This is a genomic window from Photobacterium frigidiphilum, assembly GCF_003025615.1.
Taxonomy (GTDB): Bacteria; Pseudomonadota; Gammaproteobacteria; order Enterobacterales; family Vibrionaceae; genus Photobacterium; species Photobacterium frigidiphilum.
The window spans coordinates 87,635-109,228 of sequence record NZ_PYMJ01000008.1; the positions used below are offsets into that span (position 1 = coordinate 87,635).

General features: G+C 42.5%; 16 protein-coding genes. 7 read left to right on the forward strand and 9 right to left on the reverse strand.

The genetic code is table 11. The features are described from left to right. Window positions 1-25: 25 nt before the first annotated feature. Complete coding sequence (locus C9J12_RS10195; RefSeq protein ID WP_107242609.1) at window positions 26-913, reverse strand: DMT family transporter; 888 nt, start codon at window positions 911-913, stop codon at window positions 26-28. 354 nt (window positions 914-1,267) lie between these two features. Here C9J12_RS10195 and C9J12_RS10200 point away from each other — a divergent pair, with 354 nt between their 5' ends. Further along, window positions 1,268-1,723 carry a hotdog fold domain-containing protein gene (locus tag C9J12_RS10200; RefSeq protein WP_107242610.1) on the forward strand — a complete coding sequence of 152 codons (456 nt, stop codon included), beginning with the start codon at window positions 1,268-1,270 and terminating at the stop codon, window positions 1,721-1,723. A 37-nt stretch (window positions 1,724-1,760) separates the two neighbouring features. Here the strand turns inward: C9J12_RS10200 and C9J12_RS10205 are convergent, their stop codons facing one another. The 3 genes from C9J12_RS10205 to C9J12_RS10215 form a co-directional block, all read right to left on the reverse strand. Then, entirely contained in the window at window positions 1,761-4,598 is a 2,838-nt protein-coding gene (locus C9J12_RS10205) for an AMP-binding protein (protein WP_107242611.1), read from the reverse strand. Between the two features lie 399 nt (window positions 4,599-4,997). Continuing rightward, a complete protein-coding gene (locus C9J12_RS10210) occupies window positions 4,998-5,558 on the reverse strand; it encodes a 3'-5' exonuclease (protein ID WP_107242612.1) in 561 nt (186 codons plus the stop codon). A gap of 86 nt (window positions 5,559-5,644) precedes the next feature. Continuing rightward, window positions 5,645-6,496, reverse strand: a complete 852-nt coding sequence (locus C9J12_RS10215) for a LysR family transcriptional regulator (protein WP_107242613.1) — start codon at window positions 6,494-6,496, stop codon at window positions 5,645-5,647. 709 nt (window positions 6,497-7,205) lie between these two features. Between C9J12_RS10215 and C9J12_RS10220 the strand changes: the two genes are divergently transcribed. Beyond that, window positions 7,206-9,041, forward strand: a complete 1,836-nt coding sequence (locus C9J12_RS10220) for a leukocidin family pore-forming toxin (RefSeq protein WP_107242614.1) — start codon at window positions 7,206-7,208, stop codon at window positions 9,039-9,041. A gap of 189 nt (window positions 9,042-9,230) precedes the next feature. Here C9J12_RS10220 and C9J12_RS10225 read toward each other — a convergent pair whose 3' ends face one another. Both C9J12_RS10225 and C9J12_RS10230 read right to left on the reverse strand, forming a co-directional pair. Beyond that, complete coding sequence (locus C9J12_RS10225) at window positions 9,231-9,419, reverse strand: hypothetical protein (protein WP_107242615.1); 189 nt, start codon at window positions 9,417-9,419, stop codon at window positions 9,231-9,233. Beyond that, window positions 9,416-10,492 (reverse strand): DUF3179 domain-containing (seleno)protein, encoded by a 1,077-nt coding sequence (locus C9J12_RS10230; protein ID WP_107242616.1) that lies wholly within the window; start codon window positions 10,490-10,492, stop codon window positions 9,416-9,418. Before C9J12_RS10230 ends, C9J12_RS10225 begins: the two co-directional genes overlap by 4 nt. Before the next feature lie 353 nt (window positions 10,493-10,845). Between C9J12_RS10230 and C9J12_RS10235 the strand changes: the two genes are divergently transcribed. After that, window positions 10,846-11,637: an AraC family transcriptional regulator gene (locus tag C9J12_RS10235; RefSeq protein WP_107242617.1), complete on the forward strand. Its 792-nt coding sequence runs from the start codon at window positions 10,846-10,848 to the stop codon at window positions 11,635-11,637. Between the two features lie 563 nt (window positions 11,638-12,200). Beyond that, the gene (locus C9J12_RS10240) at window positions 12,201-12,797 is read left to right on the forward strand and encodes a toxin-antitoxin system YwqK family antitoxin (RefSeq protein WP_107242618.1); all 597 of its coding nucleotides are present in this window, start codon (window positions 12,201-12,203) and stop codon (window positions 12,795-12,797) included. A gap of 211 nt (window positions 12,798-13,008) precedes the next feature. Here the strand turns inward: C9J12_RS10240 and C9J12_RS10245 are convergent, their stop codons facing one another. The 3 genes from C9J12_RS10245 to C9J12_RS10255 all read right to left on the reverse strand — a co-directional run bounded on the left by C9J12_RS10245 (window position 13,009) and on the right by C9J12_RS10255 (window position 16,356). Then, window positions 13,009-13,581, reverse strand: a complete 573-nt coding sequence (locus tag C9J12_RS10245) for a sugar O-acetyltransferase (RefSeq protein ID WP_107242619.1) — start codon at window positions 13,579-13,581, stop codon at window positions 13,009-13,011. A gap of 231 nt (window positions 13,582-13,812) precedes the next feature. Continuing rightward, window positions 13,813-14,406, reverse strand: coding sequence for a response regulator transcription factor (locus C9J12_RS10250; protein ID WP_107242620.1), 594 nt, complete (start codon window positions 14,404-14,406; stop codon window positions 13,813-13,815). Between the two features lie 15 nt (window positions 14,407-14,421). Beyond that, window positions 14,422-16,356, reverse strand: coding sequence for a sensor histidine kinase (locus tag C9J12_RS10255; RefSeq protein WP_107242621.1), 1,935 nt, complete (start codon window positions 16,354-16,356; stop codon window positions 14,422-14,424). 212 nt (window positions 16,357-16,568) lie between these two features. Here C9J12_RS10255 and dsrO point away from each other — a divergent pair, with 212 nt between their 5' ends. From dsrO to C9J12_RS10275, 3 genes are read left to right on the forward strand one after another with little or no spacing between them, the layout of a single operon-like run. Continuing rightward, window positions 16,569-17,357 (forward strand): sulfate reduction electron transfer complex DsrMKJOP subunit DsrO, encoded by a 789-nt coding sequence (gene dsrO, locus C9J12_RS10265; protein ID WP_107242623.1) that lies wholly within the window; start codon window positions 16,569-16,571, stop codon window positions 17,355-17,357. Next, window positions 17,357-18,481, forward strand: a complete 1,125-nt coding sequence (gene nrfD / locus C9J12_RS10270) for an NrfD/PsrC family molybdoenzyme membrane anchor subunit (protein WP_107242624.1) — start codon at window positions 17,357-17,359, stop codon at window positions 18,479-18,481. The genes dsrO and nrfD overlap by 1 nt, the downstream gene beginning before the upstream one ends. A gap of 11 nt (window positions 18,482-18,492) precedes the next feature. Further along, window positions 18,493-21,582, forward strand: a complete 3,090-nt coding sequence (locus tag C9J12_RS10275) for a tetrathionate reductase subunit A (protein WP_107242625.1) — start codon at window positions 18,493-18,495, stop codon at window positions 21,580-21,582. The last annotated feature ends 12 nt before the right edge of the window (window positions 21,583-21,594 follow it).

The following is a 21,594-nucleotide window of genomic DNA, read 5'->3' on the forward strand; positions in this document are numbered from 1 at the left end:
TCGCGTTTTTTAGTTCACTTTACAGCTATGCTGTCGCCATTTTTTGTTGACGTGCTTTGACTTTCTTTTGGGCTAACGCGACGCCACTTAATACCATCACCCCACCAATATAATGGTAAGACTCTAACTGCTCATTCAATACTACGCTTGCAATAAGTGCTGTAATGACTGGCATCAAGTTCATGAACATTGCAGTACGATCAGCACCTAAACGCTGAATACCTAACAACCAGCACCAAGGGGCAATTAATGAACCCAGCATTGCTGCATACATCACTAATGGAAATGCTTCTGCAGTAATCGCCATGCGTTCACTATTTAAGAACATTGGAAACAGCATGATGACAGCAAGAACACCTTGTACATACACTGATTGCCAATTTGTGAGAGGCATTTGCCAGCGTTTCAGTAAAACACAATAAAGTGCATAAACAAACGCGGCGATCAGCAATAAACCATCACCTTGGGTGATTCCTTGCGCCGCTAATTGATTGAGATTACCGTGGCTTAGCATCAACACCAGCCCACCCAATGACAATATTGCCCCAACAATGGCAAGCGGCGATAAACGTTGGCTGAGTAATGGCACACTTAAAAACATACTGATCAACGGCACTAACGATATGATTAATGCCATATTTGTCGCTGTTGTTGTCGCGGCGGCAAAATAGCCCAAAGACTGGTTTAACACCATGCCTAATAAAGACAAAAACGCTAATTTTGGTAAGTACGGTTTAATCGTTTTGCGATGCTGCCAAATAGATTTTGCTAAAAATGGGGTCAGCACCAGCATGGCAAAAAACCATCTATAGAATGCGATCGCTCCTGGATCAATCACGCTAAAAGAAAGTTTGTTTACTATGGCATTCCCTGCCCAGATAGAAACGGTTAATAAGGGAAGTAGGTAGAACATTGATTGCCTTTTTGTATAAGTTCGTTTTTTATCGGGATAACATCTTTTTCTTAAGTGTATTCTGACACGTCACTAAAGATATAAATATCTGCAATCAGACATATAGACTCTATTGTCAGACATTTACTATTTCAGCGGGATAAAATGATTTCACCCATTGAACTATCATGAACAAAAACAAAATAAGACTTTGATTTTAAATATAAAAAATAAATCATGCATTTAATAATTGAATCTTTCCTAATAAGAAACAGTGTAAAAACTGTGAGGCATGACCATAACGTATGGTTGATTTTTAAACACACAAAATGTAGCGTGGTCAGACCAGAGTGCTATTTGGAAAAGGACTTTTCAATGCGTAAAAATCTTAAAACTTATCGTCGAATAACCAAGCTACCATTCGGACAACATCTATTTACTTTCATTGTTTGCCGTATGGCGCCTTATTTTTCTTCCATAAAACCCTTAGTCACCGAGCTAAAACCTGGCTATTCAAGCGTAAGTATTAAGAAACGTCGAAGAGTGCAAAATCATATTAAAACAGTGCATGCTATTGCTATGTGTAATATGGCAGAGCTCGCGGCAGGAATGATGACCGATGTTTCTGTACCTGTTAAGAGTCGCTGGTTGCCAACTGGCATGTCTGTTCAATATCTTAAAAAAGCAAAAACAGATTTAGTTGCTGTGGCTGACGGGGGAAATATTGATTGGAATACTGACGGGGATAAATTAGTACCTGTAAGTGTGACTGATACTGAAGGTAATATCGTGTTTTTAGCAGAAATTACGATGAACGTACGCTTTACATAACTACCTGATCATCTTCTGCCTTTAAGGGGGTTTAATCTTACTTTTCTATGTGTGCCAAATCCGGTTCACCACAATGGCTCAGAATTTCAGCTCTGGCTTGATCCCTCAGAGCGAGGGCTGCATTCCAGTCAGTCCCTTGTGGAGTCAGCGGTTTGCCAATCGTCACGCTGATATCTCCCCGTCTGGGAAATAGAGATGTACCACGCAGTTTTGAGCGTGTACCACAAAGGGTGATTGGCACGACAGGCAGAGCAGCATCGACCGCAGCTATAAACGCCCCCATATGAAACTCGTGAAGTCCGGGCATTCGATATAAGGTTCCTTCGGGAAAAAAGAACAGGGAGCGGTTGTCCCTGGCATTGGCCGCTATCCGCCGGGCATCGGTCACACTTTTTTGCATATCAAAACGCTCAACAAATTCGGTATCCAGCCGGGACAGAAAAATGCGGGCGAAAGGATTTTTCAATAGCTCCGCCTTGGCAACAAAATTACATTCTGTCGGGGCTGCCAGCGCCATTATCAGCCCATCAAGGTAGCTGGAATGGTTAGCAACCAAGATACAGGGGGTATTATCAGGCAGGTTTTCCTTCCCCTTCATCGTTACCCTGGTTCCGGTAAACAAGATCAGTAAGCGAACGCCAAGCCTGGCAACCGACCAGCACCAGCGTTTATTGGGAACGACCGCAACCAGGCACCAGACACATGGCGCAAGGACGGCCATAACCAGCCACATGTAAGCTGCATAACTAAAATCTGAAACTATTCGCCAGTAGCGCCTCAGCTGAGGATTTATTCCTGCCATCATCAAACGAAGCGTCTGCCACCACACGGCACGTTGCCGGGCATCGAGTTTATTTTGCTCGTAAAGATCTTTGCATGCTGCGCGACGAATTTTGCCGCTGGAGGTTTTAGGTACGGTATGAGGCGGTGCGATCACCACTTCATCTGGGGGACTACCCAGCAGATCCAGAGAAAGGTTGTTTACTTCCTGCTGTAGTCGCTGTTGCTGCACTTTGTCTGTTTCACGTGTTTCCGCCAGTACAATCAACCGCTCAGTGCCGGAATGGCTGTCATGACTGGCAAATGCCGCGACACAGCCTTTTCGGATCCCCGGGATATTGCACACCGCTTCTTCCAGTTCGTGGGGATGAATGTTTCGACCAGCACGAATAATAATATCTTTGCTCCGTCCGGTAATAAACAGCTCGCCACCAACCATAAAGGCTCGGTCTCCGGTATCAAGCCATTCACCATGAAACAACTGTTGCGTCTTTTCCGGATCCCGATAATACCCCTGGGTAGCGGAAGGCCCTTTAAACTCCAGCCCTCCTTCCTCCCGCTCCGGTAACTCTCTGCCAAATTCGTCAACAATACGGATCTGGTGTCCCGGCAGCGGCTGACCTAAGCCCACTATCTGCATGACATCCGTCTCATCTGCTGCTGCCGTAATCGCCCGGCCAAAACGCTCCATTGGCTCACGTCTGATACGCTCAATCAGGGGAAGACGCACACTGGTCGGGAAGGTCAGGCCAACAGAGCATTCTGCCAATCCATAAACTGGTGACATGGTTTCGGGGCGAAAGCCATATTTAGCGAATCGCTCAGTAAAGCGACGTATCGTGCTCGAGCTGACAGGCTCAGCGCCATTCCATGACAGCCGCCAGGTGCTGAGATCTAATCCCTCAAGCTCGGCATCGTCGATTTTGTTGATACATAACTCATACGCAAAATTGGGTGCCGGTGACAAAGTACCGCGATGATGATGTATCGCCCACAGCCAGCGCTGAGGTTTGGACAAAAACAACAAGGGCGACATGATCACTAAGGGGATAGCGTGATACAGGCTGCCGAACCAGGTACCGATCAACCCCATGTCGTGGTATACCGGCAGCCAGCTGACAAAAACATCGGTCGAATCGGCGCACACGACTCTGCCCATAATCCGCACGTTAGCAAGCAGGTTGGCATGCGTCAAAGCTACTCCTTTGGGGTTTCCGGTACTGCCAGATGTATACTGTAAAAAAGCAATATCCGAACTCTGAGCATCACGCATAGAGAGCGGTCCGGAGGCGGCTTGCCTTAGCTCAGGAACAGTGACCACGGCTTGAATAGAAGGCACCTGAAGCCGAAGCAATTGCGAGAGCGGCTTGGCTTCCGGGACAGTGATCAGAATACGCACCTGAGAGTTTTGCAGAATACGGGCATGGCGCTTTAAGTGATCTTCTATCTGTGAAGGCCGTGCCGGGGGGTAGATAGGAACTGGAATGGCTCTGGCAAACAGTATCCCGAAAAAACTGTAAAAATAGTCATTGCTGGTCGGCAGCATAATGGCAATGCACTGACCGGGTTCAACATCTTGCTTCACCAGCCCGGATGCAATCCGCAATGCTTCATCCCGCAATGCCCGGTAGCTGATCTCTGTTACCTGATCGGCATTCTGATAAACATAAAGGTGCGGACGGTCAGGATGCTCTTTCACATGCCAGTCAAGGACTTGCTGCAGGGTATCCATCTGTTCAGGCGCGGATTCGACGGCCCCGAGCTTAATCTGCCTGATAATTTGTTCAGACACTAAAGCTGTGTCCTGACTCTCTGCGTGAAGCAGTTCCCGTAACAAATCCCGTGGTGTTTCTATCACTGCCAGCGTTTGATCGGGCAGGTTTACCTTAAACTGCTGTTCTATACGTTGGATCAACTCGGCACGGGCAAGGCTGTCAAACCCCAGATCACGGTCAAAATCACAATCGAGCTGAATCGGCTCAGGGGACTCCTGCCCTTGCCGCAGTTCTTTAACTAGTTCTTTAATGACATTCAGTACTGATTGCGCTGTTTGCTCTGGCTCACGACCTAGCGGACTTTCGGAATCGACCGGCATAGCACGTATCCTTACAGCTGTGGCTGACTGTTATTACAAGTATGTTCAAAGTGTAGCTAAATTCAGCAACTTGTGACTGCGTTCAGGCACTCGTCAATGTTGTCTAAAATGAGGAGGTCTGTGGCTTTATTGAACTCAAGATTCAGCATCATCTCGATGCCAGCCAGCAGCTCGCTGGGCTTCATCAAACCAACCCTGCTGTACCATGAAGCGAAGCTTGTCCGGATGAACTCATCCAATAAGGTTTTCAACAGAGGTGATTTTTAGTTCTAGATAGGCAAATACATCCTGCAGACTATATACGCTATGATGCTTCCAGGCCGGCTCATTATGAGAAATACGGTTTAAGGGGTAAATTTGGTATGGGTTATTACCAACACAACCCATACCAAAGCATGATCACTTATGCTTTTCTTGAGTATCACTATCGCAAAAAAGCGTTCTTGTTAAACGAGCTAGGTTATACGCATCAACATAACCTGAATGCTGTCGACCTTCCCACTCAAGACCTGCGATTTCCATAGCAGCACGTTGACCGCAACGCTTCTTTTTCACGTGACGCTGTAACCGAAAAATCATCGCTAAATTTATGTACTCAGTAAAAGGGACTTTTAAACCTTTCGCTGCACACTCAGCATGTAAAATACGATCGTCGTGTCCCCATGCCCCATAAATTTTATGTTTACCACCAAATTTAGACTCGATAGAGCGTAAGATTTCAGCTAAAGGCTTACCATTTTTATGAATAACCTGCGGTTTAATACCAGTTAACTCGGTACAAAACTCAGAGATTTCATCATGCTCAGGTTTTACATAATGTTGAGTTCGTCGCACGATCTCACCAGTATCTAAATCCAATTCCGCTAACCCAATTTCAATGATTTCACCGGTTTTTGGATCCCGGCCATCATTCCAACAACACATTTCGAGGTCAAAACAGACAATACGATTAAAATTCATTACTTTTCCGAGCACAACGCTAAAACTGGGCAGGAAGGATACCATTTAGAGCGCTGTTCGCCAAAGCGAGTGAATAGAAAAAACAGTCAGCCCAAAGAATGACTAGGGTGAGTAATAGCGACTCTCAATGCTTCCCGCTTTGTTTTATGAAAAGGATCGTTTGCATAGCGCCGATGATAGATCATATATAACTTCACTGGTTTTATCGCAAAAGGATATTTATGAATTCGAAGGTTTAGTTTAGGAGCCAATTTTTCTGCAATTGAGCGAGGAGAAGAAGCAATATAATCGCTTTCAGAAGATAAGATTAACATACTAGATAATGAGCCAGTTTCAATTTTCACTTTACGCGGTTCAACGGGTTTTTCAGATAGGTTATTAATAGTATTTGTGTTGTTTCGAGTGATTTTTACTGCTATGTGCTCTTCTGCAAAATATTCTTCTAGCGTAATTTGAGATTGAATTCTAGGGTGATCTAACCTTGTTAAACATGTAGGTTCTTCTTGATGAAACTCTTCCACAATAAGTGAATGTTGCTTGCTAGACATTACATCGATAACTAAATCGACTTTTTGAGTGAAGAGATCATCAAAGATAGCTTTTTCTTCCAATGGTGTTTCACTTAGCTTTATATTTTCCACATGACAAACTAGATGCAATACCACTTCGCTGCAATAGACATTAAGGTACTCTTGCTGTTGACCAATCGTTTCTAATACCGTTATCGGGGATTCAATTTTGTTTGCCAACGCGACAGCAGCACCAGTCGGAGAGATACCTCGTCCCTCTCTAACAAATAGAGGTTTACCTATTACACTTTCTAATCTTTTTAGCGCAGCACTCACTGCTGGCTGTGATACATCTAACTCTTCTGCTGCGATAGTAATTGAAATGTGCTTATAGACAGCCAAAAATGTTGTTAGTAAATTTAGATCCATGTTCACCTACATCTCTGCGTGGTTAATACCAATTAGCGAGGCTATGTTGATGTCATTTTTCAAACCTTTTTCGATATTAATTGCCATTGCCTCAATCAGATTTTATTTAATTACAGTTGGCATTAAATTTTTTGTGACTTTGACTAGTTTAGTCCTTATTTGATTCAACGATTAGATTTGTTCCACTAGCCTATATTCTAGTAATAAATACTCAAATTCCTTACCGACAAGCCCGCGATATCTAAAATAAACTCTAATTTATAAAGTAAAATAATTTCTTGAGTGTTCAATCTCATTATTTTCAATAGAGCTGATTTAGGTTTTTAATTTCTAGTATTAATTGGAAGCAGTTTTGCACCGATACATGCAAAATATTGCTAAATATTCTTTTTTAGGCATTATTTGTATGGTTATGCAGACATCACATACTATAGGTATTCCTTAAGGGCATACATATTGGCTAAATCAAACAGGCTACTTGCTTGTCTATCTGGCTGAAATCATTGTTCATATCTTTAATTTAAATATTTGGGGTAGATTAATGTTCCAATTCATCGGCTAGGTGAATTGAATCTTTGATTTTGACCAAGATTCTTCTATTAACACTCTCGTTTCTATTGTTAATAGAATTTTGAATGAAGCTTTGTATCTCAAAATAACTGAAATGCATTTAAGCATTCCATTAAACGATATAGCTAGGAAAACAATTATGATAAGAAAAACCAATATTATAACGCTTGCTATACTAGCGTTAATGACAACTACAACGGCTAGTGCAGTAGAAATCAATGAGCCCGCAGGCTCTGCCATTAATATGCTAAGTAGCCTGCAAGATGTCAGCGCAGTAAATTACATTAACGCTGAATACTTGCTCGAGAATGATGCTATTCCACCTTCATTAACCGAGATAAAGACGCAAGTTTTGAATGAGGAAAAACGCTATTTTATAGACTTTAGTAATATTGATAATGAAGAAGATAAAAATAGTGTAAAAGATAAAATACGTCAAAGTATCGGGGTCTTTTTATCTGGTGATATGATCATCATTAGCCCATATAAAGGCGAGTTGATGTTTTCTCAGCTTGACGGAGTAGATGATCCAAATATCACTCTGTTAGAAGCTAAGCCCAAGCGATCATCACGAACAAAACGCAGTGCACCTTTACTTTCAAATCAAGATAACACTATTCCAAATGTGGCTTTTTACCTCAATGCCAGACGTCAAATCTCTGATCAAGAGTGCAACCTGACATGGAATACATTTGATGGTCCGGAACAAAGTTATCGTAGTTGTAAAAATGCCAATATTTCTCTGATTTATAAAGTAAACCTTCAACGTTCGCTGCGATTCGGGACTCAAGGTTCTGCAACACCAGATGCCAAAATTGTTCGAATTGGTATCGATGATTCAACTCAAGGGACAGGTATTCAGCTAAACGATAAGCTTGCACCTCGATATTTAGTAACTCGCGGTATTCCATGGCCAGAAGGTGGGAATGAAGCGGAATTTGTTACGACAGCTATAGCAAGAAATTATGAGTTTAATTTCGACGCCTCTAATAATAAAGCAAATATATTAAGAACAGTACCGACCTCAAACCTCAATGCAAATTACAGCCAAAAAGAAGTATCAACATTTAATTTTGGTATTAGCGGTGGTGTTGAGGTTAACAAAGATGGCCCTAAAGCTAAGTTAGATGCCAATGCGAGTTGGAGTGAATCTAAATGGTTGTCATTCGATACACGCGATTATCGGGTTGAACGAAGTTCTAAAGGTGCAAAACATGTTGCATTTAAATGGGCAAGGCAACAATACCCAACTGCTGAGTCTATCAGAAACGTGAAAACTCACGGTATTTCAGCTCGTTTGAGGATACCAGCAGACCTAAGTCGTATTAATCCAATTGGTTACGCAAGTTTTACACCTAAAATGGAGGTGATCTACAAAGCATCACCAACGGAAACAGGGACAACAACCTTATCCGTAGATTCTGCTGTTGATATTACTGGCTTTAGATATCGTTCAAGTGTGACTGGTTTCTTTGGTGTCCGCACTTATTACTCTAAAGACAGTGATAACCAAGTTAAACGTATCAGCAAGAAAGTGAGCTTTGTGGTTGATTGGGATCACCCTGTATTTACTGGTGGTCGTCCGGTCAACTTACAGCTGGCAAGCTTTAATAACAAATGTATAGCGGGTGATTACCAACAAAACCTAGTAACCAAAACGTGTGATGAAGACAATTTCCAGCAAGCTTTCATTTATAACAAATTAGGACAGTTTGTTAGCGCACAAAATACTAAGCTATGTTTAGACGGTGAAAACCTGAATCAACTTCAAGCTTGTGGTTTAAATCTATCTCAACGTTGGCAATGGAAAGAAGGAACGAATCAACTTAACAACTTGTTTACTAAGGAATACTTAGGACACAATAAAGTAACTGGTGAGCTGGAACTTGTTGCAGACCAGAGCAGTAGTATCAGTATCGATCTGTATTCTTCTTACGTTAATGTATTTAAACAATCATCAGTACAAAAGAACTAATTACTTATACCTATCTGGATAAGTAATGGGTTGAACATAGGCAGTAACTAACAACCTGTTAGTTTTACTGTTCATCAAGGCATAGACAGGTATCTTCCTGTCTATGCCTCCTTACAAACCACTCAAAGCCCGTTTAAAAAAGTGGTGACTGAATAAGTTGAAGAATACTTATCAGCCATTAACTTAGATTTAATCGTTGCTTAAGGTTACTAGCAAATCATATTTCTGTTTTACAAATAATGATAAATCATCACTGTTAGATGCTAAGGCATCTACTTGCATCTGACCCGTTCTAATCATTAAACGTTCGTAAGGTTGGTGAATATCAGTCATAGACACGACTAATGTGCACAATAAAACGATTGCTAAATACTTCATTTGAGTACCTCTGTATTAGGGAAGAACTGGGCCCAAATACCAAAATGCACACCGTTATGAGTCGCTACTTGTTCGCCCATTGTGTTTACAAGTTTTATCACATCACCATCGGTAGAAATCTGCAGAACATCATCATTTAGTTCAAAGACAAAGCCGTCATTCGCACGAGCAAAATCAGGGTCGATAGCAATTTGTTGTGTACCATTATCGTATCCTAGAATCTCTGATTTAGGGTTAAGACGTGAATCAGCAAGGTTCAACGTGTCGAACATGAAATCTGGGTTATCAATGTCACGCTGCTCCTGTAACGGTTTCTCGAATAGACCTAACAAAATGCTATCAATCAAACGTTCCATACCATAGATGTATACCTTCGCATCAGGGTACATCGTTTTCGCTTTTTCCCAATCCATTTGAGTATTGGGATGAACCGTGGTCGTGTGATCGGTAAACTCTGACTGCATGGTAATCTGCTGGATAGCCGTACCATTATTTACATCTTTAAAAATAAGATTGTTATGCGCTTGGCCTAATACCTGCAAATCAGAAGTACCAAGCCCATAGTCAGTTTCAACGACCATTGGGAGATTAGAAAGACCACAGTAAGTAATCGCATAACCTGTTCCTTCCGATTCCCAACCTGCTACATGAGGCACTTGAAGGTGGTAACGAGGAAAGATTCGAATTTCACCATTAATCTCCGTTACATATACTCGTGAATCTTCCTCAGGAATAAACATGTTCGCATCCTCCACAGAGTAATATTTAGCGTTTAATTGCTCTGTCGGGAATGCGGTAGGCATAGCGTAAGACTGTGCCCAAAAAGTCACACCGATACCAATAGACGCTAAACACATCCATAGTGAATTCCAGAACTTTCCACGAATGTTCGCAATCCAAAGAATAATTAATGCAACAATTTGTCCAGCCCAAAATAAAGGCATATAGCGGAAGTAGCCCAATAACCAGTCTCTTGGCACACCTATAACTTGGCCGGGTTCTGTCATTAGTACAACACATGAAATAGCAAATACCGCGAGTGTTAATGCATACAAATTAAATATAGTTTTCATATCAATATCCTAAGAGTGCCTACTTGTAACCCGTCCGCGTTAAACAAGCCCTGAAGAGTGAGTAGCTCACTACGATTTTTCAGTACGGTAAGTGGAAGCGTCTTTGTTGTTTGTATTAAAACACTGGGTGGCAGCGGAATACATAAGGCTATCGATGGTTGATATATAAACCGTAGTTATGTTTTCACAACACTAAAACTCGTTAGATAATGTAATTTAACCTTCACTTCAGCAGCCAACCCAAGTGAAAATTTCCCATCATCTATTCATTTCCCCTTTAAGTTGCTATGAATGCTTAAGAGGATTATGTTAGTTGAAATCTATATACCTCTTTATTAATAAGGCTATGTTTGATGTCTAAAATTTATCGACCATTGTTTGATGATGATAATCCACCTGGCGATATTTTTTTTGGTCATGAAGTTTTTCTGCCTAATACGACAACGCAAAAGCACAAACACTCTTGGGGACAACTGCAATTAATCAATGGTGGAATATTAGAGCTACACGCTGAAGGTAAACATTTTTTATTACCTTCAGAATACGCCGTTTGGGTACCAGCTGGTATTGAGCATGAAAGCCATATGCGTCGCAGTATGAACTATTGCTCGATGAATATAATACAGCCTCTTGCGATTCGATTACCTAGTTACACCTGCCTATTAGAAGTAGACCCAATCGTCAGTGCGATAATTAATAGCCTGCGTGAGCGCCGTGTCTCTGTACCTAAAACCCCCGAAGACCATCGTTTAGTTCGAGTGTTATTAGATCAGGTAATCAATGCTAAAGAACATCAACAATTTCTACCAACCAGTGACGACAAATTACTCAAACCCATTTTGATCGAACTTGAAAAGAATCCAACCAATAATAAAACACTCGCACAATGGGCTGAAACCATTCATACAACAGAACGCACCTTGGCAAGGCACTGCCAAGATAAACTCGGGATGAGTTTTACAGAATGGCGACAACGCCGTAAATATGTTTATTCCTTACATTTACTGCGTAAAGGGTTATCTATAAAAGAAATAGCCTTAACACTCGGATACCACCAAGCGTCACCCTTTATTACTCTATTTAAAAAACACGCCAACTGTACACCTGAACAATATCGCCAACGATTAGGTATTAATCAAGCATGATCCCCTAGTTACATTGATTCGCAGATAACCGTTGTCCGATACTCTATTCTTGCTGAACGAATAGGGCATTAACGGAAGCATGATCAAGCGTAAAATTGAAGGTATATTGGCAGAGCGTGACAGTGTAATCAGAGCTTTTTTCATTATGTTAACCTTATATTAAAGCACCAGAACTTAATTGATGAATTGCCTACTTTGCGTACAAATAAGCAGTGTTAAATTTATGCAATAAACGTTAACCATGAAATGTGACAAAATGTTTCACCGATATGTCTTCAGCTGAAATGTAAGTTTTCAAAAATGTAACGGATAGAATTCGAGTAATAAGGTAAAAAATAAATAATTCAACATTTAGGATATAAATCAGCACATTGGTTTATTAAAGTGATTTTTCGACATAACTAAATTACGTTTTATTATTGATAGTAATGACAATCTTTGTTTTTGTGATGTGAACTTGCTTGAAGTCGCTCTGTCTTATTCTCGGTACTTCATCTTGCTTGTGAGTAATTTGAAGCAACGTTGACTCTCTATAAATAGAATTTATTTCTTTTGGTGATGACATGAAAAAAACGATTCCTCTAGCGCTGTTTTTACTTTCATTTGCGGGGCTATCACAAGCAGCCACCGTTGATTACCTGCAGTCACGTAACGGTGTTGCCTATCAAATAAATCAAGAGAAGCCTTTCTCTGGTACGTATGTACAAAAATACGACAATGGTCAAAAAGCCATTAACGTGACCTTCAAAGAGGGAAAAGAAAACGGTGTGGCCACTGAATGGTACGCCAGTGGTGAAAAGCGTGGTGAAGCACATTATCTTGATGGAAAAACAAATGGTTTGATGACTAAGTGGTATGAAAATGGCCAGAAATCGTTTGAGACAACCTACAAAAATGATATGAAAAACGGCGTAACAACAGAATGGTACCGCAATGGTCAAAAGTCTGAAGAAGCGATGTTTAAAAAAGACAAAGAAAATGGCGTATCCACTGAATGGTATGTGAACGGCCAAAAACGTGAAGTGGCAAACTTCACCAACGGTAAGAATAGTGACGGTGTCATGACAGGCTGGTACGAAAACGGTAAGAAGGCCCTTGAAGTAACATTCAAAGATAGTAAAGAAGTATCACGTCAGTATTGGACTGTTGATGCACCCTAAACATGGCTTTGTTGAAGCACTCTGATAATGCTCAATAATTCCATTTCCATAACGCTCAGTTGTCATAGCCAACCTCTTTGTCAGGTTGGCTATTTAACACATACCTTACAAACGCAGTGATGCCAAACGCCATAATTTCAAGAAAGGCACCTACGCAGTAATGAAGCAAAGTTCATGTTCGAGAGAGTTCATCATATCTTCAACCTTGAGGTTATTTACGCTCACCTTCTTTAAGATAACGAATAGGCTTAGCGGGCGATCCGACACACACACTGTTTGCAGGTAGATTTTTTACCACCACACTGCCAGCACCCACAACAACATTATCGCCAATAGTCACACCCGGGCATACAGTAACGTTGGCACCAAACCATACATCATTGCCAATCGTAATCGCTTGAGCAAACTCATCACCTCTCGCTCTTTCTACAGGATCAAGCGGATGACCTGCAGTTGAAATAACCACGCCAGGGGCTAGCAGACAGTTATCACCGATAGTCACAGGTGCAGCATCAAGAATGGTACAGCCATGATTGATATAAAAACCGCTACCTACTTTAATGTTGTAGCCATAATCACAGTTAAAGGGTGATTCAATCCATGCGTCGCTGTTATAGCCAAGTAGCTCATTAATCAAACCCTGTCGGACATCTTTCTGAGTCGGACAGGTTTGATTGAGCTTAAAACATAACCCTTTGGCGTTATGGCGTTCGGCGGTTAGCTCTTCATCCCACGCTTGATATATTAAGCCAGATAACATCTTTTCTTTTTCAGTCTTTACCATTTCATTAAGCCGTATTTTATCGTGGATATTATGCGAAATTGTATGGAGTAACTCATAAGAAGTCATTCACGTGATAGAAGGTAAAATCAATTTTTCAGCCATGATCACACTTGGTACAAGTGATGAATCACCCGTAAAAATAGTCTTCAGTATTGATATACCAACCGCGAATTTCAGACTCATTTAATTAACACCTGTACCCCCACGCAACGCTGTAATTACTAGTAATAATTACGTTTTAATTTGCGAATAAAACATGACTAATTCCGCAATGGTTTTCGCGTGGAGTTTTTTCATCAAGCTAGAACGGTGCACTTCAACCGTACGTACAGCAATACATAATTCATCGGATATTTGTTGGTTTTTATAACCTTTGACTAATAAACGTAGAAGATCTTGCTCGCGAGTCGTTAATGTTTCAAACGCTTTGTGTAATAACAGTTGGCTTTGATTGTGTAAGGATTGTTTTTCAGCATGATGAATCGCAACCACTAGTTTTTCACCATCAACAGGTTTTTGAAAAAAATCAATCGCACCATGTTTAAGCGCTTCAACTGCCATGGGCACATCACCATGCCCAGTCAAAAAAATAACCGCGAGGGGGCTGTGTTTATCTTTTAATAGCCGATGAACTTGCTGTCCCATCATGATTGGCATTCGAATGTCTAACACCACACAACCGGCTTGTTCAATATTCGCTTGATCAAGAAACGTTACACCATCAGCATAACTTTCAACTTTAAAATCATACCCTTCGAGCATGAAGGCTAATGAATCACGTACCGATTCATCATCATCAACAACAAAGACTGGTAATGGGTTCACGTGTGGCTTCCTTCTTTAATTTTCGGTATTAGCGATATAAGGCAACCGCACTTCAATACGGCAGCCATGGGGATTATTAGCGGTCATCATTAATGTACCGTGGTGATCTTCAACCACATCACGACAAATAGCTAAGCCCAAACCTAATCCCTCTTCTTTTGTGGTAAAAAAAGCACTCTGCAACAACGCTGCATCCTCTTCCAATCCAATACCATTATCCGTTACCACCAGCTTCATCTGTTTTTCTACTGGTAGGTATTCTGTATCAATTACTATTTGATATTTTTCTTGAGTATGCAGCTCCCGGTCGCACAGCTTCTGATGATCCAGCACACAAGCATCCATCGAATTTTTAACTAGATTCAACAGTAATTGTTGAAAACCAATCGGATCAAGATAGACAGGCACAACTTGTCCGCTTTCTGTCACCGATAACGTAATTTGATGCTTAATTAAGTCATGATCTAGCAACATGACGGCATCGGTGATCAATGCCTGCACATTGCTGTATTGCTTGTTGATCGGCCGTTTTTTTATCAAGGATCGTAACCGCTGAACAATATCATCCGCCCTAATAACTTGTTGTTGGATTTTTTCTAATACCACTTTAAGATCTTCCGCTGATGATCCTTTGTTTATTCGCACTAAACCACCTTGGCTATAGTTACGAATAGCAGATAACGGCTGGTTGATTTCATGGGCAATACTGCCGCCTAACTCGCCGACAATTGCCACCCTTTGGGCATGTTCTAGCATGGCATTTTTTTCTTTTAATCGATTTTGAGTCGCAATTAATAGCCGTTGATTGCGGCTAAAACGGTACTCCAGTAAAAAGTGATACAAATTGAGCACAACAACAAAGAGTAAAAACGTCCAACCCCATTGCTGGTTACTCTTCAGCCAAGTTAATGCTTCTTGCCACCATGGCTTTTGTAACGGGTGAAGATCAAGATCTTGATACAACTTATCAATTTTTAATTGACTGATCGGTGCCGACCAACCTAATGAATGTGCGGCGGTTGCCGCCGGATCCCGTTCTGGAAGATCCAACAGTGCGCGCGCAATTTGCTTGGCTAAGGTTTCAGATGCTTTACCTGTTTTGGCAAAAGACCAATTAGGATATAACACAGTTGATACATGGCAGCCAAAGCCCACTGGCGCTTGGTTATCTAAAACTCGGTACTGACTAAAATCGATTAACCCTTCCTTCCCCATTGTTTCTAGTTGGCAAACAGGTAGTACCGCCGCTTCTACGTGTTTATCACGTAATTTGTACAAAATGGCATCTAGTGGAAAACCAATAAAATCGACAGTCGAGAAAAAGCGATTAGGATCTAAGCTCAGTTGCTGCATATTTCGGCGTAAGGTTAAATAGCCGCCAAATGCACTATCAGATACCGCAGCCACTGGCTGGTTATCTAAATCAGTAAGCGTGAAATATGGGGAGTCGTTACGCACTACCAAAGCAGAACCTATTGCCAATGTCGTGCCACCTTGTTGCTGACTTCTTAACGTTGCCAACCAAGAAAGGGGATATTGACGCCCTAATCGAACAGACTGCCCAGGGTTGGTGATCACAAAATCGACCGTCTGAGTTTTTACCGCATTTGTCATTTGTTCAAGCGTATAGGGGTGTAATACAAATTCAGTACGGGGAATTTTACGTTCTAACCAATCCATGGTTGGCTGCCAACGGTTTAAAGCTTCTAAATTACCTCTTGTGGCTAAAATACCGACATCAACTATTTGATTAATGGCACTATTGGCAGGCTGGGGATCTTTCGCGAAAATAGTGTGAGGAAAAGCGATAGCAGCAAGAGTCACCACAGAATAACCGATCACGTTAAGCCAATATCCACCAGCAACGCATAATCTTTGCTTCTTTTGGGGCTTCTTTTTTTGTGAGTCTCTTTTAAGGCTAGGCACTATCCAACACTTCATTTCGTTCATTTACCCACTTGATCATGATTGCCGATACGGGCTCTTTCTTGATTCATTATGACACTAACCTCACCAAGGATGATGCGAAGCGTGAGGAATAACACTGTTTTATCTTGTCTTAGATCAATCCTAAATAGGGTATGTGGAAAACCACAATAGGCGAAGAACCGTCGATTTCCGACAATCACCTTGTCTCTCTACTAATGAGCAAGGTATGCAGTATGGATCCGAGTAAAAGACGATTGTTATCAGGCATTGGCGCAATAACCGCGGGTGCCGCATTAATTCCTGTCGTACAAGCAAGCAACACCTCAACAGGTCACATTGTGGTGGGCAATAAATTTAAAAACAACGATCAACCTGACCGCAAAGGCATGAAAGGAAAACGCTATGCCATGGTGGTCGATTTGCGTAAGTGTGTCGGCTGCCAAGCTTGTACAGTCGGCTGTAGTATTGAAAACCAAGCGCCTATTGGCCAATTCCGCACCACCGTAAAGCAATATGAAGTTACCCTTGATGATGGTAGTACAGGCACGAAACAGGTGAAGTCTTTTATGCTGCCTCGTCTGTGTAACCATTGTGATAACCCACCCTGCGTAAAAGTCTGCCCAGTACAGGCCACTTACCAACGTGAAGACGGCATTGTCATGGTTGATAACAAGCGCTGTGTTGCCTGTGCCTATTGTGTACAGGCTTGTCCTTACGATGCTCGCTTCATCAATGAAGAAACCCTTACAGCCGATAAATGTACGTTTTGCGCCCACCGGTTAGAGCAAGGTTTACTGCCCGCCTGTGTTGAAACGTGTGTAGGTGGTGCGCGGATCATTGGGGATTTAAATAGCCCAAGCAGCGAAATAAACCGATTACTCGTTGAACATAAAGACGAAATAAAAGTATTGAAACCAGAAGAGAACACCAAGCCGCATGTGTTCTATATCGGCTTGAACACTGAATTCAGCTCGCACATTGACGGTAAAGCGGCGATTTACGATCCTCAAGGAGAGAAATAATGAACATAACTGAAATTCTTGTTCCTCCGCAGGACATCGCTTGGCTACCGTGGGCAGTACAATACTTTTTCTATATTGGATCAGCTTACGCCGCAGCCATTTTATTTTGCATCGCATGTGTATTTAAACACCACACGAGCCATGTATTACGTGCAGCCCTTGCGCTTGTGTTAGCCATTTCAGCAGTTGTCGGTCCGCTAGCATTAACCGCTGATCTTCACCAACCGGGACGTGCTTGGCACTTCTTTACGCATTTAACATCATGGTCGTGGATGTCGAATGGATCGTTATTCTTGCCGATTTTTTCTATTTTAGCAGTGTTAGCCGCATGGCTGTATTTGCGTCCTGATATTCAACAACTCGAAAACAGCCCTTACCGCATCGTTAAACTCGCCAGTAAGTTAACCCTTGGCAATTGGACGGTATCATCCAACGTTTTTATTTCATTAACCGTATTAACGGCTCTGTCTGGTTTAACCATTGCGCTATATACCGGTGCTGAAATTGCGATACTTCAAAGCCGTCCGTTATGGCATCAACTGGCTTCACCACTGCTATGGTTTGTCACCGCTTTTCTGGGGGCGATTAGCTTAACCGGAATTATGTTGCTGCTCACAACCGAGCCGAGCCTCACAGCAAAACCAGCACTTACTAACGGTGATAATATTCTGCTTAAAAGAACCACCTTATTAAGCGCTATTTTGGCATTAATCTTATTGCCTCTATGGGTAGTGAACAGTAATAGCTTAGCGTTACTCAACGATCCGCAATGGGTTACTCGTTTAACCGTTCTCACTTTTTTGTTTGTATGCTGTATTGCCGTTCACTTTACCGCTCTTTCCACCAGCAAAGTGGGATTGGTCATCACCAGCGCCATCACGTTAATCAGCTGCTGGTATCTCCGCTGGGTCACTATTATGGATGTACAAACCATCCCTCGTTACGATGCTGGCACTTATCCTTATGAGTTGCCAATGGGACCAGCAGGGCTATTGGGCATTATCGCCATGGCCGGTTTGTGGATTGCACTCGCAGCAGTATTAAGCGAAGTCGTGCATCAAGCTAAAACTTCCCGAACTCTTTCATCTTCATCTGTTGCGCCGTCTGCGCACCACGTACTGTAGAGGGCAACATTATGGATAAGAAACGTCGTCAATTTATCAAATCAGGATTGGCTGTCGGTGGTGTCTCTGCATTTGCAGCGGGGTATTCTTCGACTGCTCAACACATGGTAGAAGGCTTGGTAACAGGTACATCAGGTGTACCTACCAAAGATGCTCACTTTGGTAATTCGCTGGAGCCTGAATACAAAGTTAATGAGAACGGGAATTTAATTTCAAACCCTAATCAGCGTGTTGCCCCTTCGATGTGTTTTGGTTGTTGGACGCTATGCGGCGTGAGAGTACGTGTCGATAATAAAACGGATGAGATTTTACGTATCTCAGGTAATCCTTATCATCCGCTATCAAATGATCAACAAATCCCATTTAACACCCCAGTAAAACAGGCATATCTATCGCTAACAGGTGAAGCTGGTTTAGCCGGGCGTTCAACTGCCTGCGCGCGTGGCAATGGCATGTTGGAAATACGTAACAGCCCATATCGAATTACCCAGCCGTTAAAGCGAGTTGGCAAGCGTGGCGAAGGAAAGTGGATCCCCATTAGCTATGAACAATTACTCACAGAAGTGACTGAAGGGGGCAATCTCTTTAATGAAGGCCATGTTGATGGATTAAAAGCCATTCGCGACTTAACCACCCCTGTCGACCCGAATAACCCTGAATACGGCCCTAAAGCCAATCAATTATTAGTGACCAATGCCGGTAATGAAGGGCGTGATGATATTCTAAAGCGCTTTGCCTTTAACAGCTTTGGTACACGTAATTTTGGTCATCACGGATCGTACTGTGGTTATGCCTTCCGCGCTGGCTCTGGCGCGCTGATGAATGATTTAGATAAGTTCTCACACGTAAAACCCGATCTGGATAATACTGAATTTGCGTTATTTATTGGAATGTCTCCAGCACAAGCGGGCAACCCTTTTAAACGCCAAGCAAGGCAACTCGCTAATGCCCGTACCAATGGCAGTTTTGAATATGTGGTCGTTTCACCTGCTCTACCTGCCTCATCAAGTTTAGCGGCAGGGTTAAACAATAACTGGTTACCGATCAAACCTGGTACCGATTCCGCTCTTGTGATGGGAATGATTCAGTGGATCATTGCCAACGAACGTTACAACCGCACTTTCTTGTCACAGCCTAGCGCCCAAGCCATGCGTGTAGCTGGTACGGCGCACTGGTGTAACGCGACTCACTTGGTGATCAGTGATGAAAGCCATCCGCGATTTGGTTCTTTTTTACGCGCTTCCGACATGGGTATGCCTTATGGCGGTGAAGTGCGTTCAGAAGCAGATGCTTATCTTGTAATGGATGCAAAAACCAATACCCTAAGTATCAATACCCAAGCAGAACCTGCTCAGTTATTTGTTGATACAGAAATGGAAACCACACAAGGCACAGTAAGGGTAAAATCATCCTTTCAGCATTTAAAAGAACAAGCCTTTAAATACGACATCGCATACTACAGCGAACAATGTGGGATCTCAGAAACTCAGATAATAAGCCTTGCTCAGCGCTTTACGTCCCACGGCACTAAAGCTGTGGTCGATACCCACGGCGGCAACATGCACAGCAATGGTTTCTACAACGCCTATACCATTCTGATGCTGAACGCGATGATTGGTAATATCAACCTAAAAGGCGGTGTAATGGCCAAGGCTGGTGGCTACCCAACATCCGGTAACGGGCCACGTTATGATTTCACCACCTTCCCAGGTAAAGTCGGGCCTAAAGGCGTGTTTTTATCACGTAGCAAATTCCCTTACGAAAAAACCAGCGAATACAAACGAAAAGTCACGGCAGGCACATCGCCTTACCCCACTCGTGCACCTTGGTATCCGATCTCAGCCCCGTTATTAACCGAACATTTATCAGCCGCGATCGATGGTTATCCTTACCGTTTAAAAGCGTGGATCAATCATATGGCCAACCCTTTATATGGTGTGCCAGGCTTACAAGATCTGATTGGTGAAAAACTCAAAGATCCTAAAGAACTGCCATTAATTATATCAGTCGATGCATTCATTAATGAAACAACCGCCCTTTCTGATTATATCGTGCCAGATACCGTCACTTATGAAAGCTGGGGCATGACTAGCCCATGGCATGGTGTACCGACCAAAGCTGTGACAGCGCGCTGGCCAATCGTGAAGCCTCTTACGGAGAAAACTGCCGATGGACGCACCATTAACTTAGAAAACTTTTTCATCGATATTGCCAAGCGTTTATCGTTAGGAGGCTTTGGCGACAACGCGATTAAAGATGCACAAGGCAATTGGCACGCCATTAATAATGCTGATGATTTTTACCTACGATCGGCTGCTAATTTAGCGTATGTCGCAAAAGGCGTACCCGCCGCCAGTGTAGAAGATATATACCTATCAGGGTTAGAACGCCTACTGCCCGACATGCAGCGGGTTTTGACGGAAGAAGAATTAGGTAAAGTCGCCTTTATTCTATCTCGTGGTGGACGCTTTGAAGATGCCTCTGAAAGCTATAAAGGTGAATTCATGAAGTATCAATGGCAAAAACCGTTAGCGATTTGGAATGAAAAATTGGGTACTTCACGGAATACACTATCGGGTCAGTTTTATTCTGGTTGCCCAACGTGGTACCCACAAAAACTGGCTGATGGCACGCCGCTTCGTGAACGATATACCGAACAAGAATGGCCATTTACTCTAACGAACTTCAAATCCAATATTCACAGTGCAGTATCCAATTTATCACCGCGCTTAAATTCAATTAAGGGGGTAAACCCAGTGTATATACACCCACAAGATGCGCTGAAGTGGGAGTTAAGCACAGGGGATCAATTCACGATTACCACCCCGAGTAATTCGACAGTCGCTATCGCGATAATCGTAGAAGGGGTACAACAAGGCACTCTCGGCATCGAGCATGGCTTTGGTCACAAAGAGCTAGGAGCAAGATCGCACACCATTGGTGATAAGGTTCAGCCAATCAATCGATATAACGCTGACGGCGTAAATATTAACGATATAGGCTTAACCGATCCGACGCGAGAAGGGAAAGGAGTATTACTTGATTGGGTAGTCGGTGCGGCAGCAAGGCAGGCCCTGCCAGCCAAAATAGCGAAGGTCTAAAAAAAAGCGAGC